This window comes from Atlantibacter hermannii (assembly GCF_009907385.1).
Taxonomy (GTDB): Bacteria; Pseudomonadota; Gammaproteobacteria; order Enterobacterales; family Enterobacteriaceae; genus Atlantibacter; species Atlantibacter hermannii_A.
In genome coordinates this window covers 1-22,711 of record NZ_JAAATR010000016.1, presented here as the reverse complement: position 1 = coordinate 22,711, position 22,711 = coordinate 1, and the positions used below count along the sequence as shown (strand labels likewise).

At 41.5% G+C, this 22,711-nt stretch carries 16 protein-coding genes and 1 pseudogene; 16 read left to right on the top strand and 1 reads right to left on the bottom strand.

All coding sequences use genetic code 11. The features are described from left to right. Positions 1-50 precede the first annotated feature (50 nt). The 11 genes and pseudogenes from parM to trhN all read left to right on the top strand — a co-directional run bounded on the left by parM (position 51) and on the right by trhN (position 15,755). Positions 51-1,088, top strand: coding sequence for a plasmid segregation protein ParM domain-containing protein (gene parM / locus GV764_RS04600; RefSeq protein ID WP_000818954.1), 1,038 nt, complete (start codon positions 51-53; stop codon positions 1,086-1,088). 11 nt (positions 1,089-1,099) lie between these two features. Next, positions 1,100-1,612 (top strand): hypothetical protein, encoded by a 513-nt coding sequence (locus tag GV764_RS04595; RefSeq protein ID WP_031942296.1) that lies wholly within the window; start codon positions 1,100-1,102, stop codon positions 1,610-1,612. A gap of 21 nt (positions 1,613-1,633) precedes the next feature. After that, positions 1,634-2,602, top strand: coding sequence for an IS5-like element IS903B family transposase (locus GV764_RS04590; RefSeq protein ID WP_031942297.1), 969 nt, complete (start codon positions 1,634-1,636; stop codon positions 2,600-2,602). A 604-nt stretch (positions 2,603-3,206) separates the two neighbouring features. Next, positions 3,207-3,659, top strand: coding sequence for a H transfer determinant A (gene hdtA / locus GV764_RS04585; RefSeq protein WP_000952689.1), 453 nt, complete (start codon positions 3,207-3,209; stop codon positions 3,657-3,659). Beyond that, positions 3,649-4,074, top strand: coding sequence for a hypothetical protein (locus GV764_RS04580; RefSeq protein WP_000836981.1), 426 nt, complete (start codon positions 3,649-3,651; stop codon positions 4,072-4,074). The genes hdtA and GV764_RS04580 overlap by 11 nt, the downstream gene beginning before the upstream one ends. A gap of 8 nt (positions 4,075-4,082) precedes the next feature. Continuing rightward, positions 4,083-4,637, top strand: coding sequence for a plasmid transfer protein (locus GV764_RS04575; RefSeq protein ID WP_000235773.1), 555 nt, complete (start codon positions 4,083-4,085; stop codon positions 4,635-4,637). 119 nt (positions 4,638-4,756) lie between these two features. Continuing rightward, positions 4,757-9,060 (top strand): annotated as a pseudogene (gene rsp / locus GV764_RS04570) (IncHI-type conjugal transfer protein RSP). Between the two features lie 277 nt (positions 9,061-9,337). Next, on the top strand, positions 9,338-9,850 hold the full coding sequence (trhF, locus tag GV764_RS04565; RefSeq protein ID WP_001286760.1) for an IncHI-type conjugal transfer protein TrhF: 513 nt from the start codon (positions 9,338-9,340) through the stop codon (positions 9,848-9,850). Then, positions 9,837-11,348 carry a TrbC family F-type conjugative pilus assembly protein gene (locus GV764_RS04560; protein WP_001256132.1) on the top strand — a complete coding sequence of 504 codons (1,512 nt, stop codon included), beginning with the start codon at positions 9,837-9,839 and terminating at the stop codon, positions 11,346-11,348. Before trhF ends, GV764_RS04560 begins: the two co-directional genes overlap by 14 nt. Before the next feature lie 144 nt (positions 11,349-11,492). Further along, positions 11,493-12,548 carry an IncHI-type conjugal transfer protein TrhU gene (gene trhU / locus GV764_RS04555; protein ID WP_181231580.1) on the top strand — a complete coding sequence of 352 codons (1,056 nt, stop codon included), beginning with the start codon at positions 11,493-11,495 and terminating at the stop codon, positions 12,546-12,548. Positions 12,549-12,566: 18 nt separating this feature from the next. Then, complete coding sequence (trhN, locus tag GV764_RS04550; protein WP_000776701.1) at positions 12,567-15,755, top strand: IncHI-type conjugal transfer protein TrhN; 3,189 nt, start codon at positions 12,567-12,569, stop codon at positions 15,753-15,755. A gap of 28 nt (positions 15,756-15,783) precedes the next feature. Here the strand turns inward: trhN and GV764_RS04545 are convergent, their stop codons facing one another. Then, complete coding sequence (locus GV764_RS04545; RefSeq protein WP_000771834.1) at positions 15,784-16,656, bottom strand: hypothetical protein; 873 nt, start codon at positions 16,654-16,656, stop codon at positions 15,784-15,786. 179 nt (positions 16,657-16,835) lie between these two features. Between GV764_RS04545 and trhI the strand changes: the two genes are divergently transcribed. From trhI to GV764_RS04520, 5 genes are all read left to right on the top strand, one after another. Continuing rightward, the gene (trhI, locus tag GV764_RS04540) at positions 16,836-18,620 is read left to right on the top strand and encodes an IncHI-type conjugal transfer helicase TrhI (RefSeq protein WP_161659123.1); all 1,785 of its coding nucleotides are present in this window, start codon (positions 16,836-16,838) and stop codon (positions 18,618-18,620) included. 394 nt (positions 18,621-19,014) lie between these two features. After that, the gene (locus GV764_RS04535; protein WP_000041927.1) at positions 19,015-19,887 is read left to right on the top strand and encodes a hypothetical protein; all 873 of its coding nucleotides are present in this window, start codon (positions 19,015-19,017) and stop codon (positions 19,885-19,887) included. 57 nt (positions 19,888-19,944) lie between these two features. After that, positions 19,945-20,322 carry a hypothetical protein gene (locus GV764_RS04530; RefSeq protein WP_000120822.1) on the top strand — a complete coding sequence of 126 codons (378 nt, stop codon included), beginning with the start codon at positions 19,945-19,947 and terminating at the stop codon, positions 20,320-20,322. Between the two features lie 60 nt (positions 20,323-20,382). Further along, entirely contained in the window at positions 20,383-21,360 is a 978-nt protein-coding gene (locus GV764_RS04525; RefSeq protein WP_000810361.1) for a hypothetical protein, read from the top strand. Between the two features lie 57 nt (positions 21,361-21,417). Beyond that, positions 21,418-22,476 (top strand): ATP-binding protein, encoded by a 1,059-nt coding sequence (locus GV764_RS04520; protein ID WP_031942298.1) that lies wholly within the window; start codon positions 21,418-21,420, stop codon positions 22,474-22,476. Positions 22,477-22,711: the final 235 nt, after the last annotated feature.

The window sequence follows — 22,711 nt, the reverse complement described above, 5'->3', positions numbered from 1 at the left end:
ATGTATAAAGTTAATATCTAATATGGTCCTATTAATAAAAGAGAGTTTTTATGGCTGAACTATTAAAATCTGAAAGTCCTGTTTCACCATCAGTGCAGGATATCACTGAAGCTTTAAAAATCGTTGTCGATGATGGAAGTAAAGCTGCAAAACTGGTTTGTCTTAATGAAAGAAACGAATTAGTTCCCTTGCTTACACAAAATAGTTTTGTTCCAGATTTCCGTGTTCGCCATGAGGGTCTCAATCCTTTTAACTATCTTATTGATGGGCTGGAAAGGTTTTCGCATCACAGCGAATCTAGTAACTCACTGGAATCGACTGATGTATCTCACCAATACGATGAAATTAGCCGGTTAAATGTTCACCATGCACTTCATGCTTCTGGTTTAGTTCCTCAGGATGTTCACCTCTTTGTTACTTTACCACTTAGCCAGTTCTATACTGCTTTAGGGGAAACGAATATTGAAAATATTCAGAGAAAAAAAGATAATCTGATGAAACCAGTAGAGCGTTATCTTGACGGTAAACGCTATTCTTTTAACGTTTTGTCTGTGACTGTTTTCCCTGAATCTTTACCAGCTGTGACCCGGGCAGATGAAATTGAGGATATTGCTTCATTTGAATCAAGTTTGGTAATTGATCTTGGTGGTACTACTCTTGATGTTGCAAGTATTACTGGGCAATTAGAACAGATTTCGAAAGTAAAAGGTTTTGACCGTATTGGTTGTTCTATTGTTTACGATGAGATCAGCAGGTATCTTGAATCTGAGAAACTGAATACGAGTAATGCTTACATTCATCATCTTGTTGATAATCGTCATGATAAATCAGCTTTGAAGGTTGCAGAGGACAAGCGTGACGGTGTTTTTGATGCGGTAAACTCTGCGGTACAGAAGTTGCAAAGTAAAGTAATCAGAGCGGTTACACAAGTCGAAGAGAGGCCTCATAATGTTTTCCTTGTTGGGGGAGGTTCATATCTCATCGAAACAGCTATTCGTAAACATTTTGAAACGGCTAAAGTTATCATGGTAGACAATCCGCAGTTCGCATTATCTTTGGCAATTGCTGATACTATTTATTCAGAATAATGAGCTAGAACATGGCTAAATACCCTATCTCAAATAAGGCAGATAACGACCGGATTCAGATCCGGTCTTTCTGGATATCCGAAAGAAAAGCACCCTATGTTTATAGTTTCTTGAAAAAAACAGAACTTTGTCATAGGGGTGACCAACTGGATTTAATTAGGTCGGCTATTAGTACCGGGTTGGTATTAAATAATTTATTTCCTGACTTGGCAAATTTTATAAATGGTTTAAACGAAAGATTAACACTTGCAGATCTTAATAGGTTTCTGAATGATGGAAATACTATAGATACTGAACCTAAGCCTCCTATTAATGTATTGCTAGAGAATGTCTTAGATCAAAAGTTTATGGAGTATTTAACACCTCTACAATTAGATAATTCAAAGCAGGATTCTGTTTCTGTAAAAGAAACCTTCCTTGTACAAAAGGAACATGCCTGCTTTGGTGTGAAGATTGAAAATGAGGGAAGCGATACCTCTATACCATCTGAAAGCCCACTTTCTTCAGGTGCATGGCTTTGTTGAATAAATCGAACTTTTGCTGAGTTGAAGGATCAGATCACGCATCTTCCCGACAACGCAGACCGTTCCGTGGCAAAGCAAAAGTTCAAAATCACCAACTGGCCCACCTACAATAAAGCCCTCATCAACCGTGGCTCCATAACTTTCTGGCTGGATGATGAAGCTATTCAGGCCTGGTATGAGTCAGCAACACCTTCTTCACGAGGCAGACCTCAGCGCTATTCTGACCTTGCCATCACGACTGTGCTGGTCATTAAACGCGTATTCAGGCTGACCCTGCGCGCTGCGCAGGGCTTTATTGATTCCATTTTTTCTCTGATGAACGTTCCGCTACGCTGCCCGGATTACAGCTGTGTCAGCAGGCGGGCAAAGTCGGTTAATGTCAGTTTCAAAACGTCCACCCGGGGTGAAATCGCACACCTGGTAATTGATTCCACCGGGCTGAAGGTCTTCGGTGAAGGCGAGTGGAAAGTCAAAAAGCATGGCCAGGAACGCCGCCGTATCTGGCGTAAGCTGCATCTCGCCGTTGACAGTAAAACACATGAAATCATCTGCGCTGACCTGTCGCTGAACAATGTTACGGACTCAGAGGCCTTCCCCGGGTTAATCCGGCAAACCCACCGGAAAATCAGGTCAGCCGCCGCCGATGGCGCTTACGATACCCGGCTATGTCACGATGAACTGCGGCGTAAGAAAATCAGCGCGCTTATCCCTCCCCGAAAAGGTGCGGGTTACTGGCCCGGTGAATATGCAGACCGTAACCGTGCAGTGGCTAATCAGCGAATGACCGGGAGTAATGCGCGGTGGAAATGGACAACAGATTACAACCGTCGCTCGATAGCGGAAACGGCGATGTACCGGGTAAAACAGCTGTTCGGGGGTTCACTGACGCTGCGTGACTACGATGGTCAGGTTGCGGAGGCTATGGCCCTGGTACGAGCGCTGAACAAAATGACGAAAGCAGGTATGCCTGAAAGCGTGCGTATTGCCTGAAAACACAACCCGCTACGGGGGAGACTTACCCGAAATCTGATTTATTCAACAAAGCCCAGGTGCATCCAAAATTTCAAAAGAAAAGTCCATTTCCTCTGTGGTGCCAGTGCTAGAAAAAGTATCGGATGAAAATCAAACCGCCTCCATAAGCATAAAATCTAAAGCTAAGGCAAACAAGCGACTAGCGACTTTGGCAAGATAGGTGAGAGACAGTACAATCGACTTCTGAGTTCAACTTGTCTTACCAGGAAAGCCAGCATACTTGCTGGCCTTTTTTTTGTTATAATAAACTCAGGCTTCAGCTGAATCTGTAAAATTACTGTTAATGAAACGGTATTTTAGGTTAATTTGGATGCTGTTACAGGAAGTGCGGATTTTTCCTAAATTTGTAAAAAACCTAAGAATTATCTTAATAAATCTGGTACTTAATTATTATTTTACGTAAAAAGTCTTTGTGGTTTAATGGTTATGTAAGGATTTTTTGATACCCTTATACCCGATGGACCTAAGGTCACTGACAACGATGTTCATGTAGAATCTTCGTTTCTGTAATCCCTTTTGTCCTTGTCCCAAATGATTGATTATTATAATAAAGGCTGATCGAATGCTATCTCGCAACTCACTAATACATGGTTTACGCCGAGACCAGTTAATCGGAGTTCTGACTATTTCAGAGTTTCCGGTAGTTATGGTAGAAAGCCACTTCATTCAGTCTGAGGTTATGGGAATAAAACCCGTAATTTTTAATATTGATGAGCTTCTTGTTTCTATATCCCCAATTTCCTCTCTTAAGTTCGATTGGGAGTGGGCCCCAGTTGATACAATACTCATTGAAGTTATCATTCCACCTGTAGAGTCAGACCTTGTAAGTGCAGAAAATGACTTCCTCCGTGATTCTGGTATTGGCCATATCCAGTGCGAGCCTGGCGGAGCATCAATACGACGTACAGTTACCTTCGTTGGTGGAATAACCGCTGATAACTTACTGTATCAGTTGAGGCTTATGTGCGTAAGCGCGTTAAAACTTTTAGGAGAGGAACTGGGGGATGAAGTCTAAGATTAGATATGTTTTATCTGGTTTTGTTGTGTTATGTGCATTTGCTGGAGTTTATAAAATCCTAAACAATGTTCCGGTTAAACCTGACCTTTTGGACTTCACTGGAAACACATTTAAAAAGACATCACTCTTCCTGCCATGTGATAAAAGCTCGCCTTCTTTAAACATTAAAATTGCTGATAACGAGAAAATCGTGATCAACGGCATCGCTTCAAAAGTAACTTTTGTTGAAAAGGCTGACCCCGTCAAAAGCCCTGGTTTTTGTGATGATCTTGATCTAAACAATTCTCGCCTTGTACATACGGCATCTTACAGCCTGGTGATTTCTGAAACCAAAACAGGATTTACACTATCAAATTTCAAGCATCTTGCCGATGATGAATCATTAGGCGGTATGTGGTTTTATCAAAAGTGACTTTTTATATGGCAACTTCAGACTTCGCTCTTAAAAACCATAATGTTAAAGCATTTGGTCAGGATGCAGCCCTTGTCATTGAGATGAACAATGAAGATGTTAGCTCATCAAAACCTTCACCTTTTTCAAATGAGATTGATAATTATTATCTTACATTGCACGTCGCTCCAAGGAACGCAAAAAAAGATTATGACTGGGGCTCAAACCGTTCTGTACTTCTAAAATTGTCGACGAATGAAGTTATGCAGATGGCATCTGTATTTCTTAGAATCATGCATACTTTAAAGATTGATAAGAGGAAAACCTCACATCATGGCCACGTCGTATACAAAAATATAAGCGTTACCCCAAACGAGAGGGGCGGTTTGTTGTTATCCGCAGGGATAGTTCCAGTCGATAAAGATGGCTTAAAACCCTTCATGCACATGGTCCCCGTCTCACAAATGGATTGCGTTAAAATTGGCCTCTACATACTTGGATATCTTGCTCAAAAAACGCCCTGGGTAAGCTCCGAGTCTATAATTACCGCGCTTCGCTTATCTGAAGCCAAGAATTCAAAATAGCGCATTAACATACGGAATATACGGAAAAATACAGGTTTTTTTAAATGTTATACGAACGGATATTTCTGTTTTTCATCGTAAAGTGAGTTTAATTTTGCTCAGAAAAACAGGTATTCGTCATGAGAAAATCAGGTTTAGGTTTAGCCCTGTTGTTTTCTTTAATTGCTCCGATTAAAGCGGTCTATGCTGAAGCGATTATGATTTCAGGAAAGCTACAGGCTGATTTGCCAGCCGTATCCTTTGACCCGGGGCCGGGCGACTTTGTTGCATACGTTAATTCTAACACTATCACTGCCTCAGGTGCAGGCACAGCCTGTAATGTAACGGTTGATGATCGAGCGACTTCCTCTGTTGATAACCTCGTTTGTTTTTTTGAGTGGTTACCCAATACCTTGGGATTAACTTCTAACGGCTTCACTCTTTCAGGCGTTCCCAACACCACCGGTGATTTAAAACTACCTTACAAGATTTCTTACTTCTCTGGTTCTGAACGGAAAAAAGTTGAAATAGTAAAAGGTGAATATTCAATCAAAAGTGTGGCACCGGTAAAACCAACTATCACCGGTCTTAAATCATCCCTGAACGGATTAGTCTATGACGGCTTTTCTTTCAAATCGTATTTAAAGGATGAAGCGATCAAAGATATCGCTGTTTCTGTTGAACCCCGCAATTATATTCAATACATCTCAATAGGTTCAGGCTCCGCCTGTGAAGTACCTATTGGCGGAACTTCCTGTACCATTGAAGTTGGAAGCATTAAGGCCAGTGATACAGATGAACTTTTGGGTTCACGTGATATCACAATTACAGCAAACTCTAAGAATAATTATTTCGCACCTCCTGAATCCAAAAAGCTTGTTGTTAACTGGGATTATCGGCCTCCTGTAGTAGACCATACACTTTGGAATTTTACCGATGAGGCTAAAACAATCAAAGTAGGTGGCCAGGACATCTATACCGGAGCCAAAACCGTTGCTGTGGCCGTTAAGGTACCCCAGCAAGAAACAGAAGGTGAATGGTGGCTCCCAACAGCTATGTCGCTCACTATGACTCCGGATGGCGTGTTTAAGCCGACGACTAAAGTGACTTTAGATGATGGCACTGAGATTGATTTCAAACAGTCCTGGGCAACCCCTTTACGTAGAACTTTACAGCCGGTAAGTGGACCTCAAAAAGTCGGTGATGAGTACCTCTATATCTTTGACTTAACGGATCTTATAAACGGGTCCTACGCAGCGACTTTTACAGTAGAAAATACGAGCAAAAACTCTTCTACGTACACTGAGCCTGAAAGCAAACTGATGCTGTCTGATAACCCAACGCTTATGGTTCTCAAAGATGGGCAGGTATTAACTAAACGAGCACCCGTATACTTCCTGAACGAGATTATCGTTGCAGCTTTCCAGGGGCAGGCTGGGGTTGCTGACATAAAATCAGTAACAATAGACAACAAAGTAGTTTCGTTAACACCTACAAATTATAAAGGTATTTACTACCTGCCGGTTGGAGACGATTTAGCAGTTAATTCGGATCACGAGATTACTGTGGTGGCTGAAAACCTTTATGGAAAAAACGTAAATTTCAGTACCGTGTTCACTTATCAACCTACTGGATTCACTCTTAAGAATCTGGAAAAAAACGTAACTCTTTACTCGCGCGTACGTCAGTATACGGACCTGCTTAGTCAAACAGCTGGTGATAAATGCACTCTGTTTACCACAGAGGAAAATGCGAATGCTTACCTCGCCTGGTATGGGGAAAAATCAGATGTTACAGCATGCTACCCTCAGTGGAACAATGTCCCTGATGGGTTGGAGTTCTATTTTAAAGGACGTACCCCGGGTCTAACTGGATTCTTTAATAAAACAGGTGAGAATCTGCTCGACTATCAAGTCTATATGATTAACGGGAAGGGCTCTAAAGCGGTTTCCGCAAGGAATCGCCGTACTCTGACCACACAATTACCATACAACCCGATCATCTCTTACAAAAAGAATAAAGTCATAGCAGGCATCAATCCGAACACTGCTCTGGCTTATACGACCGGGGGGAGGCCGCTCGAATATTAGCGAAGGTGGTACCAGCTGACGTTACGATGATCGTCTCTCAAAACGGCTCTGAGGCTGTCAAAACGTCATTTAAAAATCGTTCCTCAAACAACGATGCAACGACCTTTGTACAAAGGGTCAAGGTTGCTGCTGCACCATTGTGGACAAAGAACGTCTTTGACATAGCTGTAGAATACTCAAAGGATCCAGAATTAAGAACTACAGACACCCTCAACGTATATACGGTGCCTGATTTCAATATTCGAGCATCGATGGAAGTGGATGACAAAAAAACAGCCACATCTCTTGAAGTGCCCTTAAAGGTAACAGTGGGGCGTTATAACAACTCCACACGTAAAAGTGCATTTGACCGTAAAACAATGGGAGAATGGGACGTCACGATATACTCTCAAAAAAGTGTATACGGCAAAGATCCAGAAACAGGCCGTTATAAAACTACATACGAAAGAACTGCGCTGACTGAAGCATTGCCGGTCAATGATGCGGGCATTGTCGAAACCAAGATTAAAATTGAAAATATGGATCTGGGTAATATGCGTCTGGTTGGTGTGGCTAAGGTCAGATCGCCATTCTCTGATTTTGAAATGAAACGTGAGACCAGTGCTGTAGGCATTCGAATCTATAAAGGTGAGGAACTGGAGGGTAACCTGTCGAAAAGCCTTATTATCGGAAGGATCCCACTTAGTACTCTGGTAAGCTTCAAATCTGCCAGTACGGCTAACTCTGATGCACTCGCCCCCACCGAATGGCAGCAGTCCTCTGATAATGGTCAAACCTGGACCATGCTTTCCGACATGACCGGAAAGAGAAGTGTAAGTATCAAAAAGACAGAAGTAGGAAAGTGGCTTTATAGGGCAAAAATGACTAATAAATTCACATCCAAGATTTCCTACACAGATGCCTTAACGGTAGTTACCTACAAGCAGCCTAAGCTCAGTATAGATGTTACAGACATTCTTCAGGGCTCAGATATACCTGTAACCCTGCTTGATAACGATGAACCTATACCAGCAGGCACCGCTGAGGTTCTCTGGTCAGAGGATAAAGTCAACTGGGTGCAGGGAGATACAACTTACACTGTGGCTTCAGCTGATACCCTACCGTCTACGATTTATGCCCGGATGCGTTACCTTGATTCCGATGAACTGGCAGAGGAGTCTTCATGGAAGGAAACGTCTGCTCGGTTGGCAGCCGCAAAACCCAAGCGCCTTTCTGTCTCGGTAACGGGGGTTTCAAAGGTAGAGGTTGGTCAAAAAGTTACTTTGGAAGGTAAGTTCACGAACCCTAACAGTAAGTACCAGAATGGTAATAACGTAGTTGAAGAATGGAAAACACCGGATGGCCAGACATTTAAGGGCTCTTCACTGTCTGTTACCCTTACTGAGCAAATGTTGGATAAACAGGGATATGCTGCTTTTGAATACAGTGCATGGTTAGCGGACAATAAGGAGAATACGGTTTCTACCCGTAGAGTTTCTGTCAAATCGTGGGTTTATAAATTTCCCGAGATGAAAATAAGCTCCAAACTTAAATACGACATGGCACCGACCACCCTACGCGTTGCGTTGAGCGGTATTAAGGATGGAGACTATCCTGGTGTTACTTATTCCCGTGAATGGATCTACGACAAAGAGAATCTGGTAATCACTAAAGATGAAGGTGACACCAAAGAATTTACAATTGAAAATCCTGGCAAATATACATTGATGGTTGTTTTCAAAGATAACCGAAACAATGAACAGCGTATCGAAAATACCTTTGTTGTCGATGAACAAACGCCAATGAACGTTGAGATGACACCCAAGTTCTCTAACAAATATATGAGAGCTCCACTCGATGTAACCTTAAGGTCAAACATCAAGCTATCTCATTCGGCGGACTCGATAGATACGGTCACATACAAGGTGAACGGTGAAGTAATACCCAGCGGCAAAAATTATTGGGCTCAACTGATCTCGGGTTTAAAAGAAAAGAAATACGAGATTACAATTGATGTTGTTAGTAAACTTGGACAGAGAGGTTCAGCATCTGTTGAGTTTGATGTCGTTAAAAACGCAGTGCCTAATTGTACATTGAGCTACACGGAAACCAACCTAAGCTGGAGCTTTACCAATAAATGTGATGATACTGATGGAAAAATGGTTAGATATGAATGGTTCATCAACGGCGAATTAAGGAACGTTTTCGGTAGTACGGCTACACTTTCTAAAAACCTTAACCGTGGTAAGCAGGACATAAAAGTAATTGCTTATGATGATAGTGGAGACTTTGCAACACAGCACGTGACAGTTTTCGGACCGGCTGAAGAGGCAAGTAAGTCTGAAAACACTGTATCAATACCAAGCAGTGAGTAGTTAATTTTTAAATATAAAGCCGGGACATTATGTCCCGGCTTTTTTATACCCAATAATTGGACCTTTGAAAAATTAATGTCGGAAAGTAACTTTGCTCCAAAGGCATCTTTCATGGCCGCTAACAAAGCTGCGTATACATGCTGAGGAATTAACATTCTTATAGGTGAATATTAGGTTAGTTTGCAGACTTCCGAGCGTTGAAAAACATGGATAATAGTTACTTGGATAGAGGTGCATCTGCCTAGTAAAAATATTCTTCAGTGCCAGTGAGAAAAATATGAGCGACTACATACCTAAAAAGAGAGGGCTGCTTATACTGGATTGGTATGTCCCCCTTAATATTTTATTGCTGATTCTCGTTATGTGTGTCTTTTTCACCCGTTATACATTTGGATACGGTTTATTGAATGGGTGCCTGCCTGCTGATTTTTATATGATTGATCATTCGGATAAAAGTATTAAAACTGGTGAACTCATAGCATTTAACATGCCGAAATCGGTACGTTTTATCCCAGAAAATGAACGAGTCATAAAAATTGTTGCCGGTGTGGGCGGTGACAAACTTAAAGTAACAATGGATGGGGTTTATAACGGGGACAAATTTTTTGAAGCTAATGCACGTCGTATTTCGAAGAAATACAATATTCCGTCCATTTTGATTGAAAAAGAATTGATAATTCCTGAAGGCGAAGTTTTCCTAATTGGGCAAACCGATCACTCATGGGATTCCCGTTTTTGGGGAACAGTAAAGCTGAATTCAGTAATTGGGAAAACATATGCGATCTTTTAATGTAAATAAAAAATATTTACCAATACTTCCTGGACTTGCGTTATGTGCAGTTTTAAGTAATACAAATGCAAGCACTGAGTATCAACATGATGCTGACCTAATCGCTCAGCAAGCAAAAGGGCTTGGGGCACAGGCTAAAGGTGCACAGCAGCCAGATGGGGCTCTTAGCCTTGATGCTACGCTAAAATCACCAGATGTGCAGAAGTACATAGCGCAAGCTGAAGCACTCCAAAAAAACCAGGACCTGAGCAAGCAAATAAACCGTGGTTACGTCCCCGGTATGAATGCGGATAGTGTTCAAGCAGTTATAGACCATACCCAGGCTATCAGGGCCCAAAGTAATAACTCTGAAGCTGTCAACGATATAATTAGAAGACGTGATGAAATTCAAGAAAACGCCAGCCTTAATGAAGCGGCTCTGAAAGCTGTGGAAAATAAGCCGGAAGTCATGCGAGGACAATCTAAAAATATCGAAAAATTGTTTGGTTCCTCGGGCATCACAGCTGCTGACTTCGAAAGAAAAATGGATAGCACACGTGAAGAAGCACTATCAACTGAAAATGGAATAACGATCTTTGCTTCATTTAGCTTGCCGGATTATGTACTGGAAGACCTTCTACGTACGGCCTCAGAGCATAAAGCTCGTGTAGTTTTCAATGGTCTAAAGAAAGGAACTACTCGGCTACCAGAGACACAGGCAGCAATAAACCAAATGATTGTCAAAGGAAAATTTGAATCTCCTTTGATTACAATTGATCCTGATAGCTTCAGTCAGTATCAAGTAACTCAAGTACCGACAATTATTTCTAGGGAGCAAGCTCGTTTTGCAAAAATGGTAGGCTCCTTCAACGTTGAGTTTTTTCAGCGAGAACTTGCTAAAAAACCCGATCAGGATATTTTCCCGGTTGCTGGTACCACTTATCCCGTTGAAGAAAAGAGCATCATTAAAGAACTGGAAGAACGTGCACAAAAATATGACTGGGAAGGTGCAAAAAAAAGGGCCGTTTCTGACACATGGAAAAATCAATGGATGGTCGACCTCCCTCCTGCCCAGGAACACAAAGAATTTTTAATTGACCCTACAGTGAGGGTCACTCAGGACGTAAAAGATAAGCAGGGCCGTGTAATAGCTTCCGCCGGTGAGTTGATTAATCCACTTTCGAGATTTCCTCAAAACCTGACGATGATAATTTTCGATCCACTCAATCCGGGCCAGCTGGTATGGGCTGAGCAGCAGTATCGACAACGTCTGGGTAGTGGAAAAGTAATGCCAATGTTTACCCGTATCCAAAAAGATAATGGATGGGATCACCTAAATGATTTACGTGAAAAATTTAACGGTAAGGTGTTTAAAGTTAACGAACAGATCATCTCACGCTTTCAGATTAAAAACACACCTGCGCTTATAACTACTGACCAAGATAAATTCCGGATCACCCTGTTTAGCGAGGCAGAAGTCCGTGGTATCGGAGCCCCAAATCTTTCAGAGGAAAAATAAGATGAAACTCGGATTTATTATAGGCGCTCTCTTTGCAACATGGCTGACGCTAAATTATCCGGACCAGATGAGAAGTTATTTTACCAAAGCCGTCGACTATATCGAAAGTGTTGCAACATTTATTACATCCAAGTGAGCATGATGGTGAAAAAATTCAAAAAGTTACTTTTAGAGTTCATTGTAGCAGTTATGCTTTCGCTTTCTATACCGGGTATGGCTATGGCAGCAGATGCTGGAGTCCCTGGGGCTATGTGTCAGTCAGCTGGAGTGTGGCAGGGCTTGATTAAGAATATCTGTTGGAGCTGCATTTTTCCCATGAGGATAATGGGCATAGGGGCAGCTCCAGAAGGCGCTGCTCCTTCACGTCCGGGTTGCTACTGCACAGATCAGAACGGCGTACCGGAAATAGGTTGGCAATTGAGCTTCTTTCAGCCGGTGAAGATTGTTGAAGTTGTAAAGAGCCCCTGGTGCAGCCCCTTTCTTGAAGGCACGATGCTTCAAAAATCGCAGTTTGATATTGGTAAAAGCAACACAAATCAGCCAATGACAGCAACTGAAGCCGGATTTTACGATGTTCATCTTTGGGAGTTCCCAATCATGACAATGCTCAAATTACTGATTATTGGCGAGTGCACTGCTGAACCCTATATAGATGCCAGCCTGACCTATATAAGCGAAGTGGACCCTATGTGGGAAAGTGATCTGCTTACACTCGTCCTGAATCCAGAGGCAGTAGTTTTTGCAAACCCAATTGCCTCAATGGTGTGCGCTGCTGACTGTGTAGCAGTAACAGCAGGAAAGGATAATCTCGCTGCATACTTTTGTGCCGGATGCGATGGCAACCTTTATCCATTAACCGGCCACATTTACGCAAATGATGACGCTGTAAGGACGAGTTCACTGATAACCCAGCGTCTTCTGACTAAACTACATCGCCAGGGAATGCTGATGCGAACGATGGGAGCAGACGCAATGTGTGAGAAAACGTGGGAATACTTTACACCTCGTTCCCAGTATCGGCTTTCAATGCTTTTCCCAACTCCTGAGGCGAAAGGGCCGGATTGCTGTCATCGTCTTGGTGATTCGGTACATGACTGGTCAACCCTTAAAGGTGGGCGCAAAAAAATAGGCAATGATAATTATGTCTATATGTTGTGGCGTTACAATGACTGTTGCGTCAGATATATACCAGGCGCTTGATTTCTAAGGGTAAAAATAATGAAACTTAGAAAAACGATAGCTTCAACTATTATTGCATCAATGATTGCCAATACTATGAGTTGGGCTTTTTATATCTCTCTCATAAATATGGTAATGACTCCTCGTATTTATGCGGCAGACGCTATATTTGACCAGCTCGAAAGTAACTTTAATCTTGCTAATCCTAACGCAAATCGCAATGCGACAACCAGTGCTCAGGACATTGTTGAGAAGTACAAGAATGCGGATTCAGGCGAGAATGTCAGTGGGAAGATCACCGAGAAATACGTGGGTAAAGCCGAATCCGCTAATCTTAATCTCGGAAAGTATGGGGCAGGGAACTCAAATGAAAGTGTCATGAAAAATGCCGCATCCGATGGAAAGTCCATTGGTAGCGCCGTACAACTGCCGAGTATGTCTGGAGGGACAATCAATTCAAACTATACCAAGGAAGGGGCAAAGCTGCTCTCTCGGGATGCTAATGGCAACATTGGTATAAGCAGTAATCCCAATACTACTCCTGGAACCAAAACAAATACCGGAGAGATTTTCAGCTCAGAGCAAAAGCACAGCGATATTAAGTTCAATGCCGCAGATCGTTATGGGGATGAGGATGGCTTTGTAAACGATATAAAGAATCGGAAAAGCCAGTTATTTGATGCTCAAAGTTATGATGGCGTTGCCTACCGCACCCTCGTAAATGCTAACAAGGACAACCCGGCATCATCTATAAAGCCTAACGATCCCATGTTTACTGCGGGGAGAAATGAGATAACAAATGCTGTTGCTGGTACTGGAAACTGGCTTCAGAACTGTAATGTTGAGACCTCTAAAAAAACAGTAACCACACACTATCCTGATTACAAAGAGTTCTACTGTAACTCGCCTAAGCAAGATAACTTCAGCAGCTGCACGATAACCCGTGATTTTTCAGTCCCTGTTTACATTTCAGGCGGAAACGGAGACATGTCGATGTGCGGCGATAATTGTGTGCGTATATGGTTTGGTCGCCGTGATGACAACTACTGGAGTGACGGGGTATATGATAACGAACTGACATTAAAATTCCATCCGGATGCAAAATTGGCCTCAGCAAAGATTGTTAACGCGGAGTGGGATGACCACATGCGGGTAACACTTGATGGCACGCAGATTTTTGCTCACATAGATGGTGCATATCGAGAAAGTGACTATCCGGCTCCTAAGGGATCTTGGGAGTTAAAAAAATCGTGGAAACTCGACAAGGTTTACGATGTGACTGATAAGGTCAGAAAATCGGTGTATGAGGAGCCTGATCGAGAAGTGACAATGGCATCCAGAGTATGGGTTGGTGGGAAGGGTGAAGGGTATTTTGAGGTTGAGCTGACTTTTGAAAATATGAAGCTCGAAGATAAGCACGTCCAGGAACCAGCTGGTTGTTACGATGCTGTACAAGCTCCGAATACATTCTGCCGTTTCGATCGGTTTAAAGATATGGATGTTGGCACAAAACGGCTTCCGGAAAGCGTGCTTTCATTGGCAAAGCCTCTGTATGAAGGTGATAAAGGATTTCTTACCTGGAAGACAAACCTTGAAGGCTACTTTTGTGATCCATTGGCCAAAGACAAAATTTGCTCTTATGACGCTAGTGGAAAAATTATGAAAGACGCTAATGGAAAGGACCTCTGTTACAACTATGAAGAAATAAAGAGTATGCCTGATGCATGTAGTGCTTATAAAAATGATGCAGCATGTGTACTCGATAAACAAACATGTGCAGAGGGTTGGTTCGATGAGGGCACTAACAGTTGCTACATGTATGAACAGAAATACACCTGTGACAGAGGGAAGGATGTAGTTCGGGAGGTTGAATCTTCTACAAATGCCTGTGTTGGCATGATCCCATGTTCAGGTGGAACATGCGAAACTGGGCCAAAGGAAGAGAACAACGATTTTGGAAAAGTTGCGGCTTATTCAAACATGGTTCAGTACATGCAGGGCGAAGCCAAATGCGAAGACCCTAACGATGCCAATTCATGTTCCGTCTTTGAAGGAAAACCTGAATGGTGTGGTCGTTCAGTAGGCTTTGTAAATGGCCTGGCAAAGACGGACTGCTGCGAAGCACCACAGGGAACCGCAGGAGCACTTGAAGGTATCATGCTTGCCGGATCTATGATCAGAAACACAAACTGGACCAGAGTTAATGCTCAGCTAATAAAATGGACCGGCGGTGATACAGGTACATGGGCTTCTATGTCTAATGCGGTCGGAGAGTGGACTGCATCAGCTGGTAAAACAGTAGGGCAAATGTGGAACAACGTCACGAGCTCCTTAACGAGCGTATATGAAAACGTCGCTGGTAATCTAAGCAGGGCAGTTGGGTCTTCCGCAACTTCTGGAGGGGCAGGAGGTGCTGGCCAGTTGGCACAGGAAACAATGTCCAGCTTCGGTATAGGTCAGCTTAAGCAGATGGCAATGAAGAAAGCCTACGAATTGCTACCAGATACAGTTCGTGACTTTGTCTTTAAGAACGTTGCTACTACCGGAGGAGAGGTTGTCTTCTCGGCTGCGGTTCAAAACTTTATGCTTGCATTAAACGTGATCGGTTGGATTTATACAGCCTATCAGGTCACTAAAATGCTTTTAGAAATGTTGGTAGCATGCGACCAGAAAGAGATGGAAGCTTCTATTCATAAGAATCAAAAATCCTGTTTTACATTAGATACGGAACGATGCGTCAAATATCTGAATGTTGGTTTCACAAAGAAATGCGTTAAAAAAGCAACAGACATGTGCTGTTATAATTCCATGTTGTCACGCGTTATTATGCAACAAGCTTATCCGCAATTAGGAATAGACCCTGTCGCCTCTAATTGCGTGGGGCTATCAATAAAGCAAATACAGCAACTGGATTTCGATAAAATTGATCTGACGGAGTGGATTAATGATGCAGTTCAGGTAGGAGAAGTTCCTGATCAATATTCAAAATTCTCCGAAGAATCAATTGTGGAAAACTTACCATTCCAGAATGAGAACTATCAACTTCCATCAGAACGTACCAAGGAAGCAATGGGCGGTGAAGAAAATATGATAAAGGCCAGACAAGAAAATGCTCAGGCTATAAAAGAGGAAAATGTAGATTGTAGCTATTTACCTCGACCGGCCATATGTGAGGTAGGTTCAACTACGCTGGATCCGGTTACGGGCAAGCAGTTGCCGAAATATTGAAGAAGGGGCCGTTAGGCCCCTTTTTTAATTACTTGGCTTTCAATGTTTTTTCTGGGAAGCCTTTTTTACCGTATTCACCGGTAAAGAGGTAATAATCTTTTCCGTTGATGGAGGCTGCAACACCCCCTGGAGTTGTTGTATTTGGGCTATCAGAACGGAAAATGATACCCGAAAAATCAGCGCTTGTTTCGTTTCCTTTAAATGGGATGAACACATAACGAATTACAGCGTAATCACCAGCGGGAAGGTTTAGCTCAGGAATTTCGGTTCCTGTTGCGGGGCGAATCGCCTGAAAGCTGTACATTGAATCTGTAGGGAAAACATCAGCATCAGGCTTAGAGGGCAGATCACAGGTACTCCATTTATTGACGACTGCCATATCAATTTTACATGTGGCCAGAGCTGCTTTCTGTTTTTCAGGGTTGTATCCAAATGAGGCCTGAGTTGCTTTTGTATGCTCAAAAACATACTTAGCTCCCTCACGTACCAAACTTTCATCATTGTAAGGCAATTTTTTTGGATTGGGGACGAACACTAGGTATTGATTGACCTGGATGTATTCGGCGTCAGAAGAACTGTACAAAGAGCTGAGGCTCATGATCCCAAAACCTTTTAGACCGCCTGTTACGTAGCCCATCGAACTATTGATGAGATACTTAGAAAGAAAGTTGTCGGCATCCCCTCCAGGAGTAACCTCTTGCTCCTTAAAATTAACGTCGAAACCAGCAAACGAATAGGCATTCTTGGCGACAGAATCATTTGCATTAGCATGCCAGTACTGGCCGTGACTGTACGCATTCAGAGCGGTGCCTGGCGTAGTGCCGGTGTCACCGGCACAACCCGATAGGGAAAAACCAATGACGACAGAAGAGACCAGAGATACTAAACGTAAAAGTTTCATTTAAAGCCCTTTTTGTAATGTCTTTTGGAGATGGAACCATTATTCCATAGTCACGCGTTTCACAAACAACCTGATTGCATAAAAAAGGAAAAAAAGTGATTTCCAGTAGAACCAGCAGTACACAAGAAAAGCGCTTTTATAAAAATGTATAATTATTAAAACGAAGTAATGAGGTTGAAATGGGTAAGCCAACAGAAGAGCAAAGACCTGTTATCGAGAATGCTAGCGCAAACAATATGGTGATAGCAGCGCCTGGATCAGGCAAATCGTTCACCATGATAGAAGCGGTTATATCGATTCTCAAAAAGTATCCATATGCAAGAATCGGGATGGTGACCTTTACTCGCGCTGCAACAAACGCACTTGCAGCAAAGTTACAAAAGCGATTGAGCAAGAAGGATCTTGACCGGGTGCTGGTGGATACTTTTCACGGACTCGTTAAGAAGCAACTGGACATGATTCGCTGGCCGGGAAAGATGTTGATAGGGCCAGCACAGAGATCTGTCATTCACCGGGCTTTGAAAGAATCCGGTGTAACGATGAAGTTTGCTGAAGCTGAATTCGTTATTGATGCTATCGGCAGAGAAATGGATACGGATGTGATTTCAGTTCGGCATAACAGACAACAGATCCATTTGTTTAATACCTATCAGGCGTTATGCCAGAAAGACCATGTGGCGGACCTCAATGCTCTTTCAAAATTTGTTGTCGGTCAAATGCATTCGGGAAAAATGCGCACGTTAGATTTGACACATTTGATAGTAGACGAAGTTCAGGATACTGACTCTATACAATTCTCATGGATAGCATTGCATACAAGAGCTGGAGTCTATACGAGTATAGTTGGAGACGATGATCAGGCCATCTACTCCTTCAGATCCTCAGGAGGAGTCAAAATATTTCAACAGTTTGAAAAACACTTCAGACCTAACATATTTTACTTAAACACATGCTTTAGGTGTGAACCTGAAATTTTAGAGGTGGCCGGAGCACTGATAGGAAAGAATGTTTACCGTTATGCCAAAGAGTTACGCTCGGCAAAAAAGGGAGGGGGAAAGGTCACTTTTCGTTCATATGTAGATATGGAGGAACAGATACAGGGTATTTTAAGCCTTATAAATCAGGATCCACATGGATGGGCAATTCTAAGCCGCAATAATGCTCACTTGGATGAGCTAGAAAGTTTGATCGAACAGCCAGTAATTCGTTACGGAGGTAAATCATTCTGGGATGAAAAAGAAACAAGCGATGTGTTAAGCCTTATGGCCTTTTTCCGACAATCAAATGATCCTCGCTTAATGAAGAGAGTATTGGCATTGTTTGGAGAACAGGAATCAGTTTTGGATGAAGTGGCATTGAGTATGAGAGGAAGAAAAGTTACTTTTGGCGACCTTGCCATCCCGGAGGACAGTTCTCTCGAAACAAAAACATTACATTCAAACTTCGTGCGCTTTACCCAGGAAAGTTCTGATAAAGTTGAGATAGCAAAACGTTTCGCCAACCTTACGAAATGGATGGAATCGTCGTCAATCAAGATGAGGAGTGATAAAGGTACAGCAACCTTAACAAAAATTGCTTTAGACACTTGTAAACAGTGGGCAGAAAAGACTGGTTGGATGAATATGATAAATCGTGCTGCTGCAATGTCATTAGGCCCTAGGAAGAAGGACGAGGAATACAGCCCAGAGAAAGTAGTCCTATCAACCTTGCATGGTTCAAAGGGTCTTGAGTGGAATAAAGTAATAATAATGAGTTGTAATGCGGATCAGATACCAAGTAAAAGATCAGTTGGGGAGGAGGCAATAGAAGAAGAAAGACGTTTGCTTTATGTTGGATTTACGCGTGCAGAAAAGCAACTTTTTGTAATGTGGTATGGTGATCCTTCTTTCTTTTTAAGAGAATGCAGTGAAGAAAAGATAAAAGAAGCAGCTAATATTCGAATTTCTCCACTTTATACAGAATAATTCGATATGGGCATTTACTTATGCTTAAAGCTATAGTATAAAAACAATGAGCTTAAATATCAGCTCCCAAATTTGAGTAACTTTGCTTAAAGTTACTTTCGCGTTAAGCGTTGATTTAGCCGTGAAAAGCGGCCAGCTTAAACAAGCTGTAAGACACCACCGGCAAAATGTCACCTTTGTCGCTGGTGCACTTCCCATGCCTGCAAAAGGCAATCTGAATTTACCAAACCGTAACTAATTTAGCTCCTCCTGGGGCTATTTTTGTTGCGTACTTCTAATGCCAGATAGTATAAATCAGGCGGTTCATAGCTTACGGGAGATGAATGACAGGCTTTGCCTTCGTGTTGAAACAAAAATTTGTTTCTTCCTTCTTACTATATATAGGTGACCCCAAATGTCTAAAAATAAAGCTCGCAGTAAAGCCCTTCATCAAACCTTTAGTGAAATTATTCCAGAGATGGATAAGGCGCTAAACAAACAGCTCTTAGAAGTTCTGATGAAATATACAGAACGTGATAATGAACTGATTGTTATTTTGAATGAGGACGGCCCAAATATCATTGAACTTAAGTCTCTTAAGCCTGTGTCTTTGTTGGCCGAAAAGCTTTCTGCTTATTCAAGCTATTATCATGTGGATGTTGTGGAGCTCGTGGTCAAGAAAATTGATTTCGAAGGAGCTTATAAGCTTCTTAAAGCTTCCCCAGATGTACCACTTTTTAAAAGCTTAACTGAACTGGATAAATATCTTGTTGAGGAGTTTGAAAAATACGGATTAAATTCATTTCTTGACGTGGATAATCTGGATTACTCACTTGAAAAAGCCAGTGAACTCAAAAATGAGCAGTTAATAAATTGGGTTTCGGACATCATTTGCAAACGTGAAAAATTAACTTTACGTAAGCGTTTTGATGTCGCAGTAAAGGCCCACTACGAAAATGTAGAAAAAATGTATGATACCATTCGTCCGTTAATGAAAAAACTGGGTTTCCCAGAAGATCTCATGACGCACACCTTTAGTGAGTTAAGCGTTTTTGAAACTAAAGGATGGGACCATGCAATAAAATCGAAAATTGAGACTCTCGCTAAGCGTGAAACTCAATATTTAGATGATGCGGCTAAAGCAGAGAATCGACGTCTTGTAACAGAGAAGTTGGAGAACTCTTTAGCGATTGCACCAACTAAACCAACAAGAAATTGGTTACATATTGCCGGAATTGCCTGTTTGGTAGTCTGCACGTTCATGTATGTAACTAATAAATTTATTTAATCCTGTTAAGGGGGAACCCTAACGGGGCTTCTCTTTGAACAAATCGAGGAGCGGAAAATGTCATATCTTGAATATATCAATGAAGTAAAAGTGTCCGGGATAGTTATCAGTGCTGTGGAGAAAAAAATGACTGACCAGAGTATAGGTTTGTTAATAAAGCTCAAAAATAGGATGAAGACAGAAGTTGATGGTGAAATCACTGAGAGAGAATTTTCAGTTCAAATCAAGGTGTCGCCTGAAATGTATTCAACCTGTTTCACTGGTATAAATCAGGGTGATGAGTTGATGGTCTCCGGTTATATTGTTGTCGATACTATTATGATTGAAGGGAGAGAACATCCTCTTGACTACATGAGAGTGGTAGCAACAAGTAAGTTGGCTCACATACCTAAACCTCTAAAAGGTTTTGGACAAAGTAGCTTTAATCAGATCTGACATTAAACCCACCCTAAAGGGGAGAAATCCCTTCATGGGATTTCTCCTTTTGGAGTCCCCATGAAACAAAAATTTAGGGCTACTGCAATAAGTAGTAATCAACTTAGTTTTTTTTCTATATTCGATATAGATGAAGATGAAATAACGCAAATAGTTGATTCACCCAAAGAGCATTTAAATGATGCATACACGTCCGGATTAAACTTTAAATCAGATGAAAGTAACATTTCTGAGATAAATTATGATTCTGAAAGGCGTGAAAATCACCTTTATGAAAAATCCAAATTACTTAAAAATCAGATTTTGCATACAATTAATTTTGCAGCAGAAACAGATTATCTATATTCGGTTGAAGAATATAACCCAGATTTGGGTGGTCTGGTAATAGAATGGACCCCTGAGGATGTGTATGTTGTTTTTCTATCCGCTATGGAAGAGTCTTTGGAAATCATTAAAGAACTAGTGTTGAGGAGAAAGTTATTCTTCAAAGATGACAATGGTAATATCACAGTGAATCCACTTTTAGAAGCTGAAACACGGTGGTATATGTCAAAATCATTTGAATACACTTGTTTATCTCATGGACTTGATGCATGTGAATTTAGAGCGGAATTAAAATCATGGCTCTATTATCATTCGCATCGTTCGATTAGTGAAAACACGAAATTAGCTGAATGCAGGAATGATGATGAAATCATTTTGCATGATTGCAATGACGATATGGGCTGGGACATCTTCTTTGATCAGGATTATTTAATGTCAGAAAAAAAACTGGCTGTTAAATGGACTGACAGGGAAATTATGGATGTTTACATAAAAGCTTTTAAATCCACATTAGAGTTGTTTGACGAGCTTGTTTCATGTGATCTGTTAACTAAACGAAACGCTTTTGGCAAGTTAGAAATAAATCCAATATTCGAAAATCATTTTGAATGGATCATGTCTGAAGCTTTTGAAATAGTGGGAAATCATCTTGGTTATAATGTGCCTCAAATCAGGAAACTGATGGCAACTATTTGCCAAATGAATCTCAAATAAAATGCCACTGGCAAACATCTGCCAGAGGGCGGTGTTTGCATTTTACCGGAGTTAAAAATGTCTAATGCCGCTATGAAGTTAAATGAAACATCTTCTGATGCTTATGAAAAATTAGAAGCTCTTCTTTCCCCGGATGTTATAAAGTTAAAACATTATGTGGATAAAGGTGAGTATCTTTTAGTTCTAGCAAAGGACCTTTTTGGTATTCCAGAAATGGATCCAAAGATGGCTGTGCCTGTTTTCAAAACTAAAACCTCGTATCGAGCTCCGCTGAACAAAGACTACATACCAAATCCCCGAATACTTGAACAAGTGGTTAAACTGCTTATCAGTCCGGATATAGATTTAAGTGTGTGTCTTAAAGGTGAGTCCGGTTCTGGCAAGACTGAAATGGTAATGTACATTAGCCACATGATGAATTGGCCGCTGACAATTAAGCAGATCAACAGCAATATTCGAGTTGATGAGCTTGAAGGTGAGCGCAGTCTTAATGGTGGTAATACAGGTTTTGTACACAGCGATTTGGTAACGGGATTTCGTAATGGTCACCTCATTCTTCTGGATGAAGTGGACAAAATCGATCCTGATACGGCAGCAAAACTTCACATGCCCATTGAACGTAAGCCCTGGTCACTCAGTGCTAATGGTGGTGAGGTTATAACTGCTAATGGCTACACGCGATTTATTGGTACTGCAAACACAAACATGAGTGGAGGCGCTCGCCGGTTCGTTTCTTCTCAACGTCAAGATGCAGCTTTTATAAAGCGGTTCTTGATAGTTGAAATGGTGAAGCCCGACAAAGTTGCTTTAACCAATGTGCTTACTAAACGATATAGCTCTTTGCCTTTTCAGGTCATTGAGAAGTTCGTAAGAGTAGCGATTGCAGTAAATGACTCTGGTACAGAAGACAGTGTGATGGATATTCGTCAATTAGTAGCTTGGGTTGGCACGTCGATGACGTTAAAAACCTTTAGTCTTCTTGACACTTTCAAAATAGCTTTTGCTTCTGCTTTACCTTTACATGTGGTCGATCTTGTTCTTCAAGCTATAGATCTTTCTCTTGGCGAAGACAAGGATAAATCGCTGGAGTATTTCACAGCAAAAAAGTCGAGTTAGATGGGATTTGTTATGAAACCTCTGATATTTGTATCTCAGAGTTATCCCATCTTGAATTTAGTGCGTTTTTAAGTACGGATGGTGCTGCTACCATTGCTATAGCAAAAAACGGAACTAATTTTACTGGACTTATGCAACTGAATAACGACTATTCTTTATTGTTTTATCATGATGGTAAAATAAATATGGAAGGTATAATTAAAGAAATGGAATTAAAAGGTTATATGTATCAGGG

Coding starts and splice junctions, on each gene's coding strand:
- GV764_RS04520 (WP_031942298.1), top strand. CDS start 21,418: ATGTCTAATGCCGCTATGAAGTTAAATGAAACATCTTCTGATGCTTAT.
- GV764_RS04545 (WP_000771834.1), bottom strand. CDS start 16,656: ATGAAACTTTTACGTTTAGTATCTCTGGTCTCTTCTGTCGTCATTGGT.
- GV764_RS04535 (WP_000041927.1), top strand. CDS start 19,015: ATGTCTAAAAATAAAGCTCGCAGTAAAGCCCTTCATCAAACCTTTAGT.
- hdtA (WP_000952689.1), top strand. CDS start 3,207: ATGCTATCTCGCAACTCACTAATACATGGTTTACGCCGAGACCAGTTA.
- GV764_RS04530 (WP_000120822.1), top strand. CDS start 19,945: ATGTCATATCTTGAATATATCAATGAAGTAAAAGTGTCCGGGATAGTT.
- trhN (WP_000776701.1), top strand. CDS start 12,567: ATGAAACTTAGAAAAACGATAGCTTCAACTATTATTGCATCAATGATT.
- trhI (WP_161659123.1), top strand. CDS start 16,836: ATGGGTAAGCCAACAGAAGAGCAAAGACCTGTTATCGAGAATGCTAGC.
- GV764_RS04575 (WP_000235773.1), top strand. CDS start 4,083: ATGGCAACTTCAGACTTCGCTCTTAAAAACCATAATGTTAAAGCATTT.
- GV764_RS04580 (WP_000836981.1), top strand. CDS start 3,649: ATGAAGTCTAAGATTAGATATGTTTTATCTGGTTTTGTTGTGTTATGT.
- GV764_RS04560 (WP_001256132.1), top strand. CDS start 9,837: ATGCGATCTTTTAATGTAAATAAAAAATATTTACCAATACTTCCTGGA.
- trhF (WP_001286760.1), top strand. CDS start 9,338: ATGAGCGACTACATACCTAAAAAGAGAGGGCTGCTTATACTGGATTGG.
- GV764_RS04525 (WP_000810361.1), top strand. CDS start 20,383: ATGAAACAAAAATTTAGGGCTACTGCAATAAGTAGTAATCAACTTAGT.
- GV764_RS04595 (WP_031942296.1), top strand. CDS start 1,100: ATGGCTAAATACCCTATCTCAAATAAGGCAGATAACGACCGGATTCAG.
- parM (WP_000818954.1), top strand. CDS start 51: ATGGCTGAACTATTAAAATCTGAAAGTCCTGTTTCACCATCAGTGCAG.